We start from the raw sequence: 17,053 nt of genomic DNA on the forward strand, positions 1-17,053 counted from the left end.
AACTGTAACAAACAGGGCCGGAGTATATCCATCTGGATATATTCAGAACGAAAATCCTGGGATAGAGTTCGGAATTGTAAGGCGTCTCCGGCAGAGAAGTGAAACCTCCGAAGCTCATGTCGCTATATAACGAATAGATTCATGTTCTCGTATTCTGAAAATATTGACGGTGTTCTTCTCTGTTCCGGAGAGCCACTATGCATGTTCAAAGTGTTATTGAAATAGCTGAAACAGACGGTCGGCTTCCGGTCGAGATAATCATAAAGGGTTATCGTTTGAGCCAGAAGCGGCTTACCGTCTTCGTTTTAAACGAGGTGACGCCGGCTGCGGTCAACCGGGTCCTGGATCCCGTGGTGCCGACGTTGCCTCTTTTCATTCCCGGCGTGCTTTACGTCAAGATTTCGGATGATGCCCGCGTGCGGGAAGCGGTCGAGACGGCGGATGTCGTCTATGCCGCGACCAGCCTGTTTCGCGACCAGTTGACGGGGTACGGGACTTTGCCCGGACTGCTTCGACCGATCGAGCTCCTGCGGCCGGATGCATCCAAACGCATCCGGCTCGCGAACTCCGGCGAGCACATAAGCTCCGGCGAACCGAAGCGTCCCTCCGTCGCAAAGACGGCGAGGCGTACGACCACCTATCTCGCCAGCCTGGCACGATCCTATTGGCGCGAGGCCGGAAGCGCCTGAAGCGGGCGATTCGGAAACCATCCGAAATGTTTCAACACAGATCGCACAATCAAGGTGTCAGCTGACATGTCCCGAAAAGCCGAACGTCAGGATGCGCTCAACAACAACAATCCGACGGCGACGCCTGCGGATTTCATCGATCAGGACAAGCCCTCATCGAGCGGCACCCTGAAGCGTATGCGCCGTTCGCGCAATTTCGGCGGCATCATGGATGGGCTGATCATTCTCGTTTCGGGCCTTGTCGCCATTCTGCTGTGCGAGATGCTGCTGCGTATGGTGCCGAGCCTGCAGCTTCCGGTCGGCGAGGGCGAATATGTCTATTGCGGCGTGCCACGGGCGCGGCATCAGTCGCATGCGCTCTATGGCTATACCGAAATACCGGGCAACAGCTATTTCGAGCGCTTCAGCCCGCTCGATCCCTGGAACCGCGTCCAGATCAACAGCGACGGTTTCCGCGACAATGCGACGGGAACGGGGTCTCCGGTGTTCGTGCTCGGGGATTCCATGGTGCGCGGCTCGCTCGTCAAGGAAAGCGAAACCTTCAGCTCGCTGCTGAACGCATGGCACCCGCAGCTGCTTCTCAAGAACTACGGCACCGGCGGCTACGGCCAGCCGAACGAGATCCGGGTCTACGAGGACAAGGGCCACAGCATCCCTCATAAACTCGTCGTCGTCGGCCTCTCGCTCAGCACCGACCTCGAGGACAATGCCGAGCGTGCGGTGCTGACACCGTCGTCCGTCGACATCACCGTCGAGCCGGCCGGCAGCGGAACGAAGAAGCCCAGCCTCGCTTTGCAGGCGCATCTGTACCTGTGGCAGAACAGCAAGCTCTACAACTGGTTCTATTCGACGCTGCTCAGACCCTATGTCGGCGACCGGTCGTCCCGCCGTGACATCGGCCACGCGATCGAGCTGACGCGGCGCCTGTTCGTCCGGCTTGCCGACGACGCCCGTAACAACGGCGCCGAGCTGCTCGTCGTCATCCTGCCGGGCTGGGCGGAGCTGGCTGGCCGCGACGACGGCCTGCAGCCGGAAAAACAACGTGAAATGATCAAGGCGTTCGCCGCTGCGACGCCCGGCGTGTACGTGGTCGATCCGACCGAAAAGCTCTCTGCCAACGATCCGATGAAAACCTATGGCATCGGCGACAAGCATCTTTCTCCGCTCGGACATTTTCTTGTCGCGGAGGCGATCGACCAATGGCTGGTCAATGATTGGAGCGGCGGCAAGGGCCTGACGGTCGGCGAGCACCCCTTCGTAAAAACCGCTCCGGTGGAGCCTGATTGCCTGAAGTTTTCTCAGGTCGGACAGTAATCGGCGGACCTGAAAGGAAGATCCGATGAATTCCAATGCAACACGTGTCGTTCAAATGGAACAAAACAGCGTCCGGAAGTCCTCCATTCTCAAACGTGCCCTGCTTGCTGTTCTCGCGACGGCTTTCAGCCTGGCGCTCTGCGGTCTCATGATCGAAGGCATGGCGCGCACCGTCTTTGACAACGGCATGGATTTCGACCTCGAGATGTGGAAATACGCCCGCGACCTGAAACGGGTCAGTGCCGAGCCGGCGATCGGCCACGAGCACATTCCCAATTCGAGCGGCGTGTTCATGGGTGTGCCGGTCAGCATCAACTCCGTCGGTCTGCGCAACCGCGAAATCGGCCCGGTGACCGCCGGGACGACGCGCGTGATGATGCTCGGGGATTCGCTGACCTTCGGCTGGGGCGTCAAAGAGGAAGATACGCCGTCCAGGTTGCTGGAAACGGTCCTCAATGGCGGCAGCCAGGGGGCGCCGAAATACGAGGTGATCAACACCGGTGTCGGCAACTACAACACCCAGATGGAAGTTGCCTACTTCATGACCAAGGGCATCGAGCTCAAGCCGGACGTGGTCGTGCTCAACTATTTCATCAACGACGCCGAGCCGACGCCGCGTCGTCACCAGGTCGGCTGGGGCGAATATTCGCAGGCCTATGTCGTGCTCGCCTCGGCGGTCGACAAGATCTCGCGCATCTTCCTCGGCCGGGCGGACTGGAAGGCCTATTACCGAGGCCTCTATGAAGCCGACCAGCCTGGCTGGACGGAAGGGCAGGATGCCATGAGGCGGCTGATCAGCTTCTGCCGCGAGCGCGGCATCAAGCTCGTGATCGTCAACTATCCCGAGCTGCATGAAGTCAAGCAGTATCCGTTCCCGGAAGTCACCGGCGCGGTCGAAAAGATCGCCGAAAGCGAGAAGGTTCCCTTCCTCGATCTTCGCCCGTCGGTCGAGGATCTCGTTCCCGAAACGCTGTGGGTGTCGCCATCAGACGCGCACCCGAACCGGATCGCCAACGAACGCTTCGCCGCTGCGATCGCCGGAACGCTGGAACGCTCCTACCCGGACCTCTTTGCCGGAGCCGGGTCGGTCGCCAAGGTCCAGCCGTGATGCGGCCGCGATCGGCCGTTGCCGGTCTTGGTAGACATGCGATTTAGAAATCGACGATCAGGTTTGCGCGGCCGGCGCTCGACCGCGCGCCGTCGCCGAATTCACCGAGATAGGTGATTGCCAACCGGGCTGATTTGGAGAGCCGGGCGGAAATGCCCGCTTCCACCACCAGCGCGTCGCGCGCGATGGGAACGCCCGCGATGGTAAAGGGGCTGCCACCGGCAAAGGCAAGGCGCGAGGACGGCGAAAGGTCGCCTTGCGCATGGCGCCATCCGAGCATGCCGGAGGCAGAAACCGGCATCTGGTCCACCGGCAGATCCGCCCACCAGCGCAGGCCGATGGTCGTGAGCATGGCGTCGTCCGTGGCGCCCTCTGCCGATAGCGCTGCCGAACCACCGTTTTCCTGGAACGCATCCGTATCGAGATAGACATAGGCCAGGTTTGCGAACGGCTGCAGCCTGATGTCGTCTGCACTGAGCGTGAAGGAAAGGTCGGCGAAAACCTGTGCAACGGTGCTGTCGTAGTCGGCGGTCAGGTGATCGGCGAACGAGCCGAAGGCGAGGTCACGCTCCGACGAAATCTCGTTGTGGCTATAGATCGCACCGCCTGCAAGGTTCAGCGCTCCGATGTTGCCATATCCGTAGAGGCCGGCATGGTAGGCGTCGACGCGCGCCTGTGGTTGAACGGTGAGATGGCTGTAACCGAGGATCCCGCCGAGGCGCCAATCGTCGGAAACCGCCATATCGGCGCCAACGAGAACACCTGCCGTACGGCTATCGATAGCGGCGGCGTTGCCGTCACCGGACAAATGGCCCGTGCCTGCAAAACCCGACGTCCAGAAGACGGCGTCCTCTGTTTCCTGAAGTGTCGAGACGGAGGAGCTCGCGCGCTCCAGAACGGCGTCCCGCGGAAAGCGGCTGTCCCAGATCAGCGCGCTCTTGACCGAGGCGTGGACCTCTCCGCTCAGCTGGGAAAAGGCGCTTGTGGCCTTTGCATCATCCAGAGAGAGCACGGCCAGCGTGAGCGGGTTCGTGACGCCCAACGCTTCGACGGCGCTCGCCGTTGCGCGCCCGTTGGCGGTTTCTGCAAGATCCGCGAAGGCAACGTCGTTACGGTCGAGCGTCAGATCGATGCCGGTGGCGCCATAGGTCAGCGTTGGCGAAAGGAAGGCAAGATTGCTGGTCACCGCGTCGAACCGGCCGCTGACAGTGCCGGCGGAAACGATCGTGTAACTCGTCGACGGGTCATAGACGCCGCTGCCCGCGAGGACCGCGAGCCTGCCGCCGTCAAGCGAAAGCGCGCCCGAAACGGCCAGGCGGTCGGATTGCCCTGCCGCATCCACATCCACCTGATAGATCGAGCCCGAACGGAACGTCAGGTCGCCGTTGACGGTGGCAACCGCGATGCCCGGGCCTGGCGAGACCACGCCGCCGGCATTGACCGTCAGGCCGCCGACGATGCCGCTGCCGGACAAGAGACCGCCGTCGAAGATTTGGACCGTCCCGGCGACCGTGCCCTGATTGACGAGCGTGCCGCCCGTGATGCTTGCCGCGCCGCTGATGGTGCCTGTGTTTTGGAACAGGCCGCCGCTGTTTGCGAGCGCGGCGATGGTTCCGTCATTCGACCCGGTGCCGGCGTTGGAGACGGCCCCGGCAGTCGCGCCGCTGTTGTTGGTGAACGTGCCGTTGGCGCCGATCTCGACGTCTGCGAGCGCTGCATTGTTGACGACGCTGCCGCCGGCAACGGTTGTCTTTCCGGTCACCGTGCCGTTGCCGTTGTTGGTGAAGGATCCGCCATCGTTGCGCACGGACGCGATGGTGCCGGCATTCGACAGGGTGCCGGCGTTGGTGACGTTGCCGGCGACGGCGCCGCTGTTGTTGACGAAGGCGGCGGCGGCCGCGACGTCGGCGTCGGTGACGACGAAATTGTTCGTCACCGTGCCGCCTGCAACCGTCGTCTTCCCGGTGATGGTGCCGCCGGCATTGTTGGCGAAGCTTCCGGCCGTGTTGGCCAGTCCGGCGATCGTGCCGGCATTCGATGCGGACCCACTGTTGGTGACGGCTCCTGCGTTCGCCCCCGAGGTGTTCGTGAAGGTGCCGTTCGCGCCGACGGTCACCGTACCGAGTGTCGCGTTGTTGGTGACGGCGCCGCCCGAGACCGTCGTCTCGCCGGTTACTTCGCCGCCGAAATTGTTGGTGAAGCTTCCGGCGTCGTTGCGCACCGACGCGATGCTGCCGGCGTTCGAGACCGTGCCGGCGTTGGTAATCGCGCCCGCCGTTGCGCCATTGTTGTTGACGAAGGCGGCCGCGGCCGCGACATCCGCATCGGTGACGACGAAGTTGTTGGTGACGGTTCCGCCCGACACCGTCGTTTTTCCGGTGATCGTGCCGCCGGTATTGTTGGTGAAATTCCCTTGGGTGTTGGTGAGCGAGCCCATGGTTCCGGCGTTGGAGGCGGTACCGGCATTCACCGTCGCGCCGGCGACGGCGCCGGTATTGTTCACGAAAGTACCCCCGGCCGAGACGTTGACGCCACCGACCTGGCCGTTGTTGGAGAGCGACGTGGCGCTGCCGACGCTGGCGCTGTCCAGCGTTCCGTTCACCGACACGTTGCCGTTGTTCAGCGTCAGTCGTCCGTTGAGGTCCCCGTCGATCGACAGGCTGCCGCCGTTCAACTCGACATCGGAGGTGAGTGCGCCGCCTGCGTTGATGCTGACGCTTCCCGAATTGATCGTGCTGCCGTTGGTGACGGTCAGCGCGCCGGTATTGGAGATGGTGACATTGCCACCATCGACGCCGAGCTGGCGGATCGTCCGGCCGTCGTTGACCTGCGGAGAACCGGTGCTGACCTCCGCTGCGTCGTTTGCGCCGGGCAGGGCCGGCGCCCAGTTCCCGCCGTTGCCGAATTCATTGTCGGCTCCCCCGGTCCAAACGGACTGGGAAAGCACGGGCGTCGAGAGGGCAAGGGAAGCTAGTGCCGTGAAAAGGCCGAGGCGTTTGGAAAGAACCGCGAGCGGTGTTTGTCGCATGGGTGCCGCCGGTGCTACGAACGCTCGCGAATCAGCCAGCGGAATGGGTAGCTTTGGCTATCTAATCATGGTTAACGATTTACTACCACCGTTGCGCCCGGGCCGGATGCGACGCCGCCACCAGCGGGTGTCGGAGCCGAAGGTTTCGGCTCCGCTTGCCCGTTGAAAGCGCCGGAAAACGCATACTCAACTGAGCGGGAAGCCCATGGCCGAGACCATTTTCAGCCACGGCCTGCGCCAGCCGCCGGACTTGTCGGCGGTGTCGAGCGCATACATGGTGATCTGTGCGCCGAGCCAGCGGAACGGCTCGGGTGGGATCGTGTTCGGAAGGCTGGTGGCGAAATCCAACCGGCTTTCCGGGGTCTTCGAGCCGTCGAGAATGTCTAGCGCGATGCGCGCGCCGAAACGCGAGGCCGAGACGCCGAAGCCGGAATAGCCGCCGGCGTAGACGACCTTTTCGTCGTGGTAACGCTGGAAGTGCACGGCCATGCGGGTGCTGAGATCGATCGGACCGCTCCAGGCATGGGTGAAGCGCAGGCCTTCGAGCTGCGGGAAGGTATCGAAGAACGCTGCAGCCAGCGGCTCATAGGTATCGAGCTCCCGGTCGACCGATGGAAACGGATCGCCGGCAAAGGCATAGGCGAGGCGCCCGCCGAAGATGATGCGGTTGTCTTTGGTGAGCCGCATGTAGTTCATCTGGGTCCGCGTGTCGTAGACGCCCTGGCGATGGCTCCAGCCGATTGATGCCATCTGGTCTGCCGACAGGGGCTCCGTCGCAAGCACCCGGTCGCGCACGGCGACGACCCTGTTTTTGATCTTCCTGTGGCCCGAGGCAAAGGCATTGGTGGCGAGCAGCACTTTCGGCGCGGTCACGCTGCCGGAAGGCGTGTGCGCCTTCATCCGGTCGCCGAGGTCTTGGAGACCGGTCAGTTCGGTGTTTTCGAAGATCCGTACACCGAGCGTGAGCGCGACCCGCTTCAGCCCGAAGGCGAGCAACGCCGGATGTACCGTGCCGCAGATATGCTTCGACCAGACGCCGGCTTTGTAGCGCGGCGAATTGATTTCGGCGCGGACGGCGCTCTGATCGAGGAAGGCCGCCTGATGGCCGTATTTCAGGTGAAGTTCGTGCTCCTCGTGCAGCGCCTCGATATGAGCATCGTCGACCGCGACGGTCAGCTCCCCGCCCCATTCGGCATGACAGTCGATCGCATGCTCCTCGAGCGTCTTGAGAAAGCCGTGCATGTTCTCCTGGCCGAGCTTCTCGAGCGCTGCGATGTCCTTCGGGAAAATGCGCACGGCGTTCGACAGGCCGTGCATGACGGAGGTAGAAACCACGCCGCCCGGCCGGCCCGAAGCGCCGTTGGCGACCGAGCCTTTCTCGATCAGCACGACCTCGATCTCGGGCCGGCGCTGCTTTGCCTGGATGGCGCCCCACAATCCGGTAAAACCGCCACCGACGACGAGCAGGTCGGCTTTCAGATGTCGGGACAGCCGCTCTCGCGGCTCAGGCGCATCCGGCCGATCGAGCCAGAAAGGCCTCATCGTCACATCCGCAAGAGCTTTGCTTCTTACCTTGGTCATGGGGACGCCTCACATCACTTCGCTGCAGGGGCGGTGTAGAGGACGTAGACCTTGCGCATCGTTTCGATCACCTCGAAACGGACCTCGACGCCGGCTGGAAGTACGTAGCTTTCGCCCGCCGTAAAGGTCTCGACCGAACCATCGGGGTTGGTGATCGCAACCTTGCCCGAGAGAATGACGCTGTATTCGTTGCCATCGGGATAGGACAGCATTTCCGCGTAGGGCGTCGACTGCCATGTGCCGATGACGACGGCCTTGTCGGGGCTTTCGAAATGCACGTCGCCGAGTTCGTCCGCAAAGCCCGAGAGGATCGCCTCCGGCGGCACGACGCAGCATTTTTCGAGCGCGTTGAGGCCGACACCATCGCGCCCGAGTTTGATGACCTTCGACATGTTCACTCCAGTTCAGAAAGACGAGCGCCAAGTCGTCGGCGGCGCGCCAGGGTTTCGTTGCTTCATTCTTCTGCGGAGCGATGGAATGTCCGAGATCAATATGCCGTCTCGACAGTCACGCGCCGCCTTGCCTACCGCGGATCTACTGTGCGGCTTGCATCATTTTTCTAGGCGCCGGGACCGCAGGTCGGAATACGCCAAAGGGCTAGGTTCGGGCCGCTGCATTACGTTCGTCCCGCGTCGCGAGGCCTTGTCCCGCCGGAGTTCCGCCGCCTATCCCGTTGTTTTGGTTCTCCAAAAGATAGTTTTGGAAATCCCGTAGTGAAAATCCGTTACTTGCGACCGGCCGAACCTTCACCTAGTCTGTGCTTGGAGGAGAACAACATGAACGATAATACGATCATCAAAGTCTGCGCGCCGACGCAGCAGGTGTCCGGCGTGGGCGATCTGGCGCTGTCGCTGATGGAGGGGGTGGGCCGCTCGGATTTCCAGGACCGGCTGACACATTCGCTCAAGCGGCACATCGCGATCGATGCCGGCCTGATGCTCCTCTATCGCCGCGACGCCGCGCCGAAGATCCTTTACAACGACTGGCGCACGGACAGGGGTCTATCGGATATTCGCGCCTACCTGCAGGGGCCTTACCGGATGGATCCGTTCTACCGTCTGGCGCTCGACAACGGCGACGACGGGCTTTACCGCCTGCGGCAGATCGATCCGTCCTTCGACCGGTCGCAATATTACCGCGACTACTACCGGCATTCGGGCCTGCACGACGAATTCAACGTCTTCATCGGCATAGATGCCGACACGAAGATCGCAATCTCGCTGGCGCGGCGCCATGCGCATGCGGCCTTCAGTGGCGAAGACCAGGATTTCCTGCAGAGTGCCGCCCCGCTCATCAGCATGGCCGTGCTTCGGCACTATCGCGATCTGAGGCCCGAAAGCCTGGGCGACGACGGTTCGCCGCTGCAAAGCGCCCTGGCGCAGGCGGTCAGGAACTTTGGCCGCAGCCTGCTGACCGACCGCGAGTGCCAGGTGGCGCAGATGATCCTGCGCGGTTACTCGGTCAAGGGTGCCGCCGAAAAGCTCGGCATCTCGCCAGCGACCGTCAAACTGCATCGCCGCAACCTCTACGCCAAGCTCGACGTCACGTCGCAGACGGCACTGTTCTCGCTGTTCATCGACGCCGTGTCTTCGGCGAGCAACGCGTTTGAAGATCCGCTGGCCACCTATCTTTCGCCGGCTAGCGCGCTGAGACCGCACTGACCTTCGCGCATTGCGTCGGCAATTCCGGAGAACAACCTGTTCCCCGGAGATACCTCAAGTAGCGGCGCTTACCCGTTGTTCGGAGCGTCGCGAGACCAGTTGGGCTGCCACCAATCCCAGCACGACGATGCCGAGGATGATCGTCGAGATCGCGTTGATCTCCGGCGTCACGCCGAACTTGATCTGCGAATAGATCTTCATCGGCAGCGTTGAGGCGCCCGGCCCGGTGGTGAAGCTCGAGATCACCAGATCATCCAGCGACAAGGTGAAGGACAAAAGCCAGGCGGAGACGAGCGCTGGGATCATGTTCGGTAAGGCGACGCTGACGAAAGCCTTGGCCGGTGGGCAGCCGAGGTCGCGTGCGGCCTCTTCGAGTGACGGGTCGAGTTCGACCAGCCGCGATTGCAAGACGACGGTCGCAAAGCAGAGCGTGAAGGTTGTGTGCGCCAGCGTGATGGTCAGCGGCCCGCGGTCGATCCCGAGCGTCACGAACATCAGAAGCATCGAGACGGCCATCACCACCTCGGGCATCACCATCGGCGCAAGCAGCATGCCGTTCAAGAGCGCCCGGCCGCGGAAGCGTCGCAGCCGCACCATGACGACGGCGGCAAGCGTGCCGAGAAGAGTTGCGGTGGTCGCCGAGATCGCGGCGACCAGGAAGCTGACCTTCGCGCCTTCGATGATCGAGGGGTTGTTGAGAACGGTCGCATACCATTGGGTGGAGAAACCGCCCCAGACCGTTACGAGCTTCGAGCCGTTGAAGCTGTAGACGACAAGAACGACGATCGGCAGATACAGGAAGGCAAGGCCGAACAGGATCGACAGCCGATTGAACCAGCTTGGTTTGGTCATCGCTTGCTCCTCAACTCTGCGCGCGCGATTGGCGTGACTGGAAATAGACGATCGGCACGACCAGCAGGGCGAGCAGGACGATGGTCACCGCAGCCGCCATCGGCCAGTCGCGGTTGTTGAAGAATTCGAGCCAGATGGCGCGGCCGATCATCTGCGTGTCGGCCCCGCCGAGCAAATCCGGGATCACGAATTCGCCGACGACCGGGATGAAGACCAGCGCGCAGCCGGCGAGCACGCCCGGCAGGCTCAAGGGGAAGGTGACCCGCCAGAAGGCGGAGATGCGCGAGCAGCCGAGATCACGCGCCGCCTCGATCAGCGTCCGGTCGGCGCTGCTCAAGGTCGAATAGATCGGCAGCACCATGAAGGGCAGGTAGGTGTAGACGATGCCGATATAGATCGCCGTCTCGGTGTTGAGGATGCGTAGCGGCTCGCTGATGAGGCCGATCTTCAACAACAGCATGTTCAACAGGCCGTCGTTCCTGAGGATGCTCATCCAGGAATAGACGCGGATCAGCATCGAGCTCCAGAACGGCACGATCACCAGGAAGACCAGCAGCGACCTTGACGACGGCGAGCAGGACGCGATGCCATAGGCGAGCGGATAAGCGATGAAGAGCATGGCGGCAGTCGAAATCGCCGCGATCTTCAGGCTCGTCAGATAGGCCAGAAGATAGGTGTCGTCGGTGAGAACGTAGAGGAAGTTCTCGAAGTTGAGCCTGAGATTGAGGATCGATCCGTCCCAAGCGGTCAGCGGCTCGAAGGGCGGCATGCCGAGCCGCACGGTCGAGAGGCTGATGCCGGCGACCAGTGCGAAGGGTGCCAGGAACAACACGAGAAGCCAGGTATAGGGAATGGCGATCAGCAGGCGCTTGCCCCAGTTCGCCTTTGCGGGCGATGCCGAAACGGAAGTCATGGTGCTCTCCTATTCGGCCAGCAGCCGGCTTGCCTGCGGCGGCCAGCTTGCAAACACCCGATCGCCGACCGCGAGATCGCTCTCAGTGCCAAGGTTGACCCGGCGCGCGTCGAGTGTCGCGCCCGACTTCAGCCGCACGCGATAGTGCCGCTCGACGCCGGTGTAGGTGAGCTGCTCCACGGTGCCTTCGAGGCCGCTGCCCGAAGTCGCAAGTTCCACCCGTTCGGGTCGGACCGAAACCCAGAACGGCCGTTCGAGCGCCACCCGGTCGGTGAAGGCGGCGCGGACGCCACCGCCGGCCTCATCGCTGTCGATCCGCAGTTCTTCGCCGCTCCGCTCCGCGCGTCCACCGGCAAACACGTTGGTTTCGCCAAGGAACTTCGCGACGTAGCGCGATCGCGGCGCCTCGTAGACTTCCGAAGGTGAACCGACCTGCAGCACCTGTCCCTGCTTCATGATGGCGATGCGGGTGGATACAGTCATCGCCTCGTGCTGGTCGTGGGTGACGATGATGAAGGTGAGACCGAGCTCGCGCTGCAGGCGGACGAGTTCGAGCTGGGTTTCCGTGCGCAGGTTCTTGTCGAGCGCGCCCAAGGGTTCGTCGAGCAGCAGCACCTTCGGCCGCTTGACAAGTGCGCGGGCGAGCGCCACGCGCTGGCGCTGGCCGCCGGAAAGCTGCACCGGCTTGCGATCGAGAAGCGCGGTCAGTTGCAGCTTTTCCGCCACCTCGTCGATCCGCTTCCTGATTTCGCTCTTGTCGAGCCCGTCCTGTTGCAATCCGAATGCGATGTTCTTGCCGACGGTCAGATGCGGAAACAGCGCATAGGACTGGAACATCATGTTGGTCGGGCGCTTGTGCGCCGGCACGTCGGTGACATCGGCCCCTTCCAGCCTGATCGCGCCGGAGGTCGGCGTCTCGAAGCCGGCGATCATCCTGAGCAGCGTCGATTTTCCGCAGCCCGAGGGCCCGAGAAGCGAGAAGAACTCGCCCTTCTCGATGCCCAAGTTGATGTTGTTGACGGCCGTGACGACGCCATAGGACTTCGCCAGGTTCTCGATCGAAATATAGGATGGCACGGGATCTGGTCCTGCTGTTGACGGTTCGCCTATTGGCCGGCCCGGAATGCGGACCAGACGCGGGTGCGCTCGCGCGTCTGGCGCGGTGGCAGCGACTTGTCGACGAAGAGCTTCGAGCGGACTTCGGCAGGCGGATAGATGTTCGGGTTGTCGCGGATGCCGGCGTCGACCTCTGCCGTCGCCGCCGCATTGGCGTTGGCGTAAAAGACGTGGTTGCTGATCGCGGCGACCGTCTTCGGCTCCAGAATATAATCGATGAAGGCGAGCGCCTGTTGCGTATCCGGCGCGTCGGCCGGGATCGCCATCGTGTCGAAGGAGATGATCGTGCCTTCCTTGGGGATCGAATAGTCGACCGCAACGCCGGTCTCCGCCTCTTCGGCGCGGGCCGCGGCAATGCCGGCGTCGCCGCTCCACATCAGCGCCAGGCAGAGCTGACCCGATGCCATGTCGGCGACGAGCTGGCCGCTCTGCATATGGCGGATGTAGGGACGAAGCTTGAGCAAGAGCTCCTTCGCCTTGTCGAGGTCATTCGGCCTGGTCGAATAGGGATCGAGGCCGAGATAGTTGAGCGCGATCGGGATCACCTCGTTCGGCGCGTCAACGATGCCGATGCCGCAGTCCTGGAATTTTGCCGTGACCTCTGGCTTGAAGAACATGTCGAGGCTGTTGGTCGGCGCATCCGGCAGGCGATCGGCGACGAGCTTGGCGTTGTAGGCGACCCCCGTCGTCAGCCACATATAGGGAACGAGGTATCTGTTCTCGGGGTCGTGCTCGGCGACAAGCTTGAGGAGGTCCTTGTCGAGATTGCCGTAGTTCTTCAGCGCCGTGACGTCGATCGGCTTCAGCGCGCCGGACTGGATGAGACGCTCGCCGACCGTGGCGCTCGGGAAGGCGACGTCGAAGCCGCTGCCGCCGGCAAGCAGCCGGGTCTCGAGCACTTCGAGGGAATCGTAGAAGTCGACCCGCGTTTCGACGCCGGTCTTCGCCTGGAAGTTCGAAACGGTGTCTTCGGCGAAGTAGTCGGAGAAATTGTAGATGAACAGCTTGTCCTGTGCGTGGGCCGCCGTTGAGGCCGCAAGGGCGACGAGCGACGCCGCAAACATGGAGCGCATTACGGTGCGGGTTAAGTTTTGCATGGTTCCTCCCAAGGACAGCGTATTTTTGTTTTCGCCAAAGTGATTGGCGGGTCCTTGGAGGGCAACACTCCCTTTGGCTAGGTGCGGGAGACGCGGCGGCGTCGTAAACGGCAATCGACGCTGGCCTTTGCCGCATCGGGCATGTTTGTTTGACCGCGATCGAAGTAACGTTCGATCGAAGGGCAATTTCTCTGATGCCAATGGCTGCTAGGGTTCCGGCGACAGAAAGGGAGAACTTCCATGGACGAAAAATTCAACCAGCCGCTCGGCGGCAACGACATGCCCCGGTTCGGTGGCCCCGGCACGATGATGCGCCTCCCGACGGCGATGTCGGCTGAAGGCCTCGACGCGTGCTTCATCGGCATCCCCATGGATATCGGCGCGTCCAACCGCTCCGGCACCCGCTACGGACCGCGCCAGATCCGCGCGGAATCCGTGATGATCCGCCCTTACAACATGGCGACGGGTGCAGCACCCTTCGAGAGCCTGCAGGTTGCCGATATCGGCGACATCGCCATCAACACCTTCAACCTGCCGGCCAACATGGAGATCATCACCCGCGGCATCGGCGAGATCCTGAAGCACGATTGCATTCCGCTGACGCTCGGCGGCGATCACACGATCAGCTACCCGATCCTGAAGGCGGTCGCCGAAAAGCACGGGCCGGTCGCCCTCATCCATGTCGACGCGCATGCGGATATCAACGACACGATGTTCGGCGAAAAGATCGCGCACGGCACGCCGTTCCGTCGCGCCTATGAGGACGGCTGCCTCAATCCCAATCTCGTCTTCCAGATCGGCCTGCGCGGTACCGGCTATGCGTCTGACGATTTCGACTGGTCGCGCGACAAGGGCTTCACCGTCGTCCCGGCTGAGGAATGCTGGCACAAGTCGCTGGTGCCGCTGATCGAAGGCATCCGCGCCAAGATCGGCAACCACAAGACCTACCTGACCTTCGACATCGACAGCCTCGACCCGGCCTATGCGCCGGGCACCGGCACGCCCGAGATCGGCGGTCTGACCATCATCCAGGCGATCGAGATCATCCGCGGCTGCCGCGGCCTCAACCTCGTCGGCGCCGATCTCGTCGAGGTCAGCCCGCCCTTCGACACGACGGGCACGACCGCGATCACCGCGGCGAACCTGCTTTATGAAATGCTCTGCGTTCTGCCGGGTGTGAAGTACAAGCGCTAGCGCCGGTCGTTGAGGCGATAGCGCTGCTTTTCGCAGCGCTATCGATAATTCCGCCAGCCGGCGAGGTAATAGTCGAGCAAGGCGGGGCGATCGAGCGTGTTGACCTCGACCCCGTCTGCGATCACGTCCTTCTCGAACAGGAAGTGTTTGGCGAAGTTTGCTTCGTCGAGATAGCGCGTTTCCACCTTGAGTGCCGGTCGCGCCGGATCGAGAGCAGTGTCACTCGCCAGCACGAACCCCCAATCGCCGAACGAGGGAACGTTGGCGTGGTAGGGGTAGAGATTGGCGAAGCCTGCAGCCTCCACAGTTTTCGCGATGCTCGCAAAGGCCGTTGGCGCGAAATAGGGGCTCGTCGCCTGAGTTACGAGCAGCCCACCGGGGACGAGATTGTTGCGGACCAATCGGTAGAATTGTTTGCTGTAGAGCCGGGCGAGCCCGCTGTTGTTGGGGTCCGGCAGGTCGGCGATGATGAAATCGAAGGGCGCGCGATTTTCCTGCAGGAAGCCGAAGGCGTCGCCGAGAACGACCCTGACCTTGTCCGATGCGAGTGCGTCGCCGTTGAGCGCCAGAATATGCGGGTTGCTCCGGGCGAGGTCGATCATCTCCGGGTCGAGGTCGACCAGCACGATTTCGCGGACATCGGGATATTTCAACAGCTCTCTCGCGGCGAGGCCGTCGCCGGCGCCGAGCAGAAGCACGCGGCCGGCCGGCCGCGTCGACAGCGAGAGCGGAATGTGAACGAGCGCCTCGTGGTAGCGATATTCGTCGATCGATGAAAACTGAAGATTGCCGTCGAGATAGAGCCGCACGTCGTCCCGATCCTTGGTCAGGACGATGCGCTGGTAGCGCGATTGGTCGCTATGGACGATGCGATCTTCGTAGAGGCTCTGGTCCCAGCGTTCGAGGAAGTAGTGCGAGAGTGCGATCAGTGCGGCGAGCAGCACCGTCAGGACAAGCGTCAGCCGCATGAGCGGGCGCGACCTATCGCCGATCTCGTCACCAAAGACCCGGAGCACCGCAAAGCCGATGGACATGTTGGCGAAGCCGAAGAGCAGCGACGATTGGTAGACCCCGAAGAACGGTAGCAGGAAGAAGGGGAAGGAGATGGTGGCGATCAACGCGCCGAAATAATCGAACGAGAGGATGTTGGCGATGTTCACCTTGAGCTGGTTGTAGCGCTCCATCAGCCGGGTGAGGAACGGGATCTCCAGGCCGATCAGCACGCCGATGGTGACCGTGAAGATCAGATAGAAATGGATGAAGAAGCTCGTCCAGGCATAGGCGAAATAGAGAACCGGAATGCTCACGCCGCCAAGGAAGGCGAGCGCCAGTTCGATCTGGACGAAGCGGACCAGCAGATCCCGCTCGATATACTTCGATAGATAGGTCCCGACCCCCATCGAGGCCATGTAGATACCGATGGTCAGCGAGAAGAACTTCACGCTGTCGCCGAGGAAATAGGAGGCCGTGGTGGCGATCAACAATTCGTAGATGATCGAGCACAGCCCGGAGATGAAGGCGCAGAAGACGAGCGTCAGCGAGCGTCTGGAGCTGCCTGTCGATCGTTCATCGGGCGCTTTTTCCGGGATCTCGGTCACTTGCCGCTTTCCGGACCGCCGCCCAGCCGGTTGGTTCCGTCGAGGCTGCCGGCGCGATTGCTTGGCTCGTGGTAGGTTTCAGGGCCGCCCCAGTACCAGCGCGATGAGCCGGAACTAGAGCCGCCGTGGCCGGAATAGCCATAGCCGTCGAGAGCGAAATAGAAGAGGGCGATGTAGATCGCGCCCAGGATCGTCGCCGTGACATACACCACGCGTCTGGTCTCGTTCGTCATGAGCGGAACCTCGTTGCCAGCCGAATAATCGTTCGGTTGACGATTTCGTTGACCAGGAGACCGATCGAGAGCGTGAGGATGCCGAAGATCAGGTGTGGGATGCTGCTGCCATAGCTTCGGCTGATAGCCACCCTGATCACGTTGGCGCGGACGGGGCCCTGTGCCTTGACGTTCAGGTAGTATGCGCCCGGCTGCGGAATTGTGAGCTTCATTTCATAGATTTCGTCGGCCTCCTCCCAAGGGCCATCGCTGTCGGCTCCGATTTCATGCCAAAGCTCCTGGCCGAAGGACAGCATGTAGTCCTTTTCGGCATCGAGCAGTTCCACTTCGACGAAAGACCACCTGTTCACCTGGACATCGGCCGTCACTTGAACCCGGAAGACCTGGTTGGCGCGCGTGACCATGAAGGGGCCGATCAGCTCATAATTTTGCGTCGGCACGCGTTCGCCCGCTTCGTCCGCTTCGACCGCCGCCGGCGAGCTCGCCGCCATCCTTGCCGGGCCGGTGAAGATCTTCTGCGATTCCCAGCTGAAGACCCAGGCGGTGAACAGGCTCAATAGGCCGAAGCATATGTAAACCGATGCGATCCGGCCGTAATCGAGCCCGACCGCGATGGTCGGCCCGCTGCCGGTGGTTTGTTTGCGATACGCATCTGCCACGCTTGCGCCC

General features: G+C 62.2%; 15 protein-coding genes. 5 read left to right on the forward strand and 10 right to left on the reverse strand.

The window, feature by feature from the left end; all coding sequences use genetic code 11:
* Nucleotides 1-275: 275 nt before the first annotated feature.
* The 3 genes from IB267_RS20805 (at nucleotide 276) to IB267_RS20815 (ending at nucleotide 3,111) form a co-directional block, all read left to right on the forward strand.
* Nucleotides 276-689: a hypothetical protein gene (locus IB267_RS20805; protein ID WP_192449367.1), complete on the forward strand. Its 414-nt coding sequence runs from the start codon at nucleotides 276-278 to the stop codon at nucleotides 687-689.
* Between the two features lie 66 nt (nucleotides 690-755).
* Nucleotides 756-2,003: a hypothetical protein gene (locus IB267_RS20810; protein ID WP_192449368.1), complete on the forward strand. Its 1,248-nt coding sequence runs from the start codon at nucleotides 756-758 to the stop codon at nucleotides 2,001-2,003.
* 25 nt (nucleotides 2,004-2,028) lie between these two features.
* Nucleotides 2,029-3,111, forward strand: a complete 1,083-nt coding sequence (locus IB267_RS20815) for an SGNH/GDSL hydrolase family protein (protein WP_192449369.1) — start codon at nucleotides 2,029-2,031, stop codon at nucleotides 3,109-3,111.
* A gap of 43 nt (nucleotides 3,112-3,154) precedes the next feature.
* Here IB267_RS20815 and IB267_RS20820 read toward each other — a convergent pair whose 3' ends face one another.
* The 3 genes from IB267_RS20820 to IB267_RS20830 all read right to left on the reverse strand — a co-directional run bounded on the left by IB267_RS20820 (nucleotide 3,155) and on the right by IB267_RS20830 (nucleotide 8,112).
* On the reverse strand, nucleotides 3,155-6,139 hold the full coding sequence (locus tag IB267_RS20820) for an autotransporter domain-containing protein (protein WP_192449370.1): 2,985 nt from the start codon (nucleotides 6,137-6,139) through the stop codon (nucleotides 3,155-3,157).
* A gap of 186 nt (nucleotides 6,140-6,325) precedes the next feature.
* On the reverse strand, nucleotides 6,326-7,681 hold the full coding sequence (locus tag IB267_RS20825) for an FAD-binding oxidoreductase (protein ID WP_210335950.1): 1,356 nt from the start codon (nucleotides 7,679-7,681) through the stop codon (nucleotides 6,326-6,328).
* A 53-nt stretch (nucleotides 7,682-7,734) separates the two neighbouring features.
* Nucleotides 7,735-8,112: a cupin domain-containing protein gene (locus tag IB267_RS20830; protein ID WP_192449372.1), complete on the reverse strand. Its 378-nt coding sequence runs from the start codon at nucleotides 8,110-8,112 to the stop codon at nucleotides 7,735-7,737.
* Between the two features lie 384 nt (nucleotides 8,113-8,496).
* Here IB267_RS20830 and IB267_RS20835 point away from each other — a divergent pair, with 384 nt between their 5' ends.
* A complete protein-coding gene (locus IB267_RS20835; protein WP_192449373.1) occupies nucleotides 8,497-9,381 on the forward strand; it encodes a LuxR C-terminal-related transcriptional regulator in 885 nt (294 codons plus the stop codon).
* A 54-nt stretch (nucleotides 9,382-9,435) separates the two neighbouring features.
* On the opposite strand, the gene IB267_RS20840 is transcribed toward IB267_RS20835, so the two are convergent.
* The 4 genes from IB267_RS20840 to IB267_RS20855 are packed head-to-tail and all read right to left on the reverse strand — an operon-like array spanning nucleotide 9,436 to nucleotide 13,359.
* Entirely contained in the window at nucleotides 9,436-10,233 is a 798-nt protein-coding gene (locus tag IB267_RS20840) for an ABC transporter permease (protein WP_192449374.1), read from the reverse strand.
* 10 nt (nucleotides 10,234-10,243) lie between these two features.
* Nucleotides 10,244-11,146, reverse strand: coding sequence for an ABC transporter permease subunit (locus tag IB267_RS20845; RefSeq protein ID WP_192449375.1), 903 nt, complete (start codon nucleotides 11,144-11,146; stop codon nucleotides 10,244-10,246).
* 9 nt (nucleotides 11,147-11,155) lie between these two features.
* Nucleotides 11,156-12,223, reverse strand: coding sequence for an ABC transporter ATP-binding protein (locus tag IB267_RS20850; RefSeq protein ID WP_371742602.1), 1,068 nt, complete (start codon nucleotides 12,221-12,223; stop codon nucleotides 11,156-11,158).
* 29 nt (nucleotides 12,224-12,252) lie between these two features.
* Nucleotides 12,253-13,359, reverse strand: a complete 1,107-nt coding sequence (locus IB267_RS20855) for an extracellular solute-binding protein (RefSeq protein WP_210335951.1) — start codon at nucleotides 13,357-13,359, stop codon at nucleotides 12,253-12,255.
* A gap of 240 nt (nucleotides 13,360-13,599) precedes the next feature.
* Between IB267_RS20855 and speB the strand changes: the two genes are divergently transcribed.
* Nucleotides 13,600-14,553 (forward strand): agmatinase, encoded by a 954-nt coding sequence (gene speB, locus IB267_RS20860; RefSeq protein WP_192449376.1) that lies wholly within the window; start codon nucleotides 13,600-13,602, stop codon nucleotides 14,551-14,553.
* Nucleotides 14,554-14,591: 38 nt separating this feature from the next.
* On the opposite strand, the gene IB267_RS20865 is transcribed toward speB, so the two are convergent.
* From IB267_RS20865 to IB267_RS20875, 3 genes are read right to left on the reverse strand one after another with little or no spacing between them, the layout of a single operon-like run.
* Nucleotides 14,592-16,151: a polyamine aminopropyltransferase gene (locus IB267_RS20865; protein ID WP_210335952.1), complete on the reverse strand. Its 1,560-nt coding sequence runs from the start codon at nucleotides 16,149-16,151 to the stop codon at nucleotides 14,592-14,594.
* Nucleotides 16,148-16,384 (reverse strand): hypothetical protein, encoded by a 237-nt coding sequence (locus IB267_RS20870; RefSeq protein ID WP_192449377.1) that lies wholly within the window; start codon nucleotides 16,382-16,384, stop codon nucleotides 16,148-16,150. The genes IB267_RS20865 and IB267_RS20870 overlap by 4 nt, the downstream gene beginning before the upstream one ends.
* Nucleotides 16,381-17,043 (reverse strand): hypothetical protein, encoded by a 663-nt coding sequence (locus IB267_RS20875; RefSeq protein ID WP_192449378.1) that lies wholly within the window; start codon nucleotides 17,041-17,043, stop codon nucleotides 16,381-16,383. The genes IB267_RS20870 and IB267_RS20875 overlap by 4 nt, the downstream gene beginning before the upstream one ends.
* Between the last annotated feature and the right edge of the window lie 10 nt (nucleotides 17,044-17,053).

The organism is Ensifer sp. ENS09, from assembly GCF_014852425.1.
Taxonomy (GTDB): Bacteria; Pseudomonadota; Alphaproteobacteria; order Rhizobiales; family Rhizobiaceae; genus Ensifer.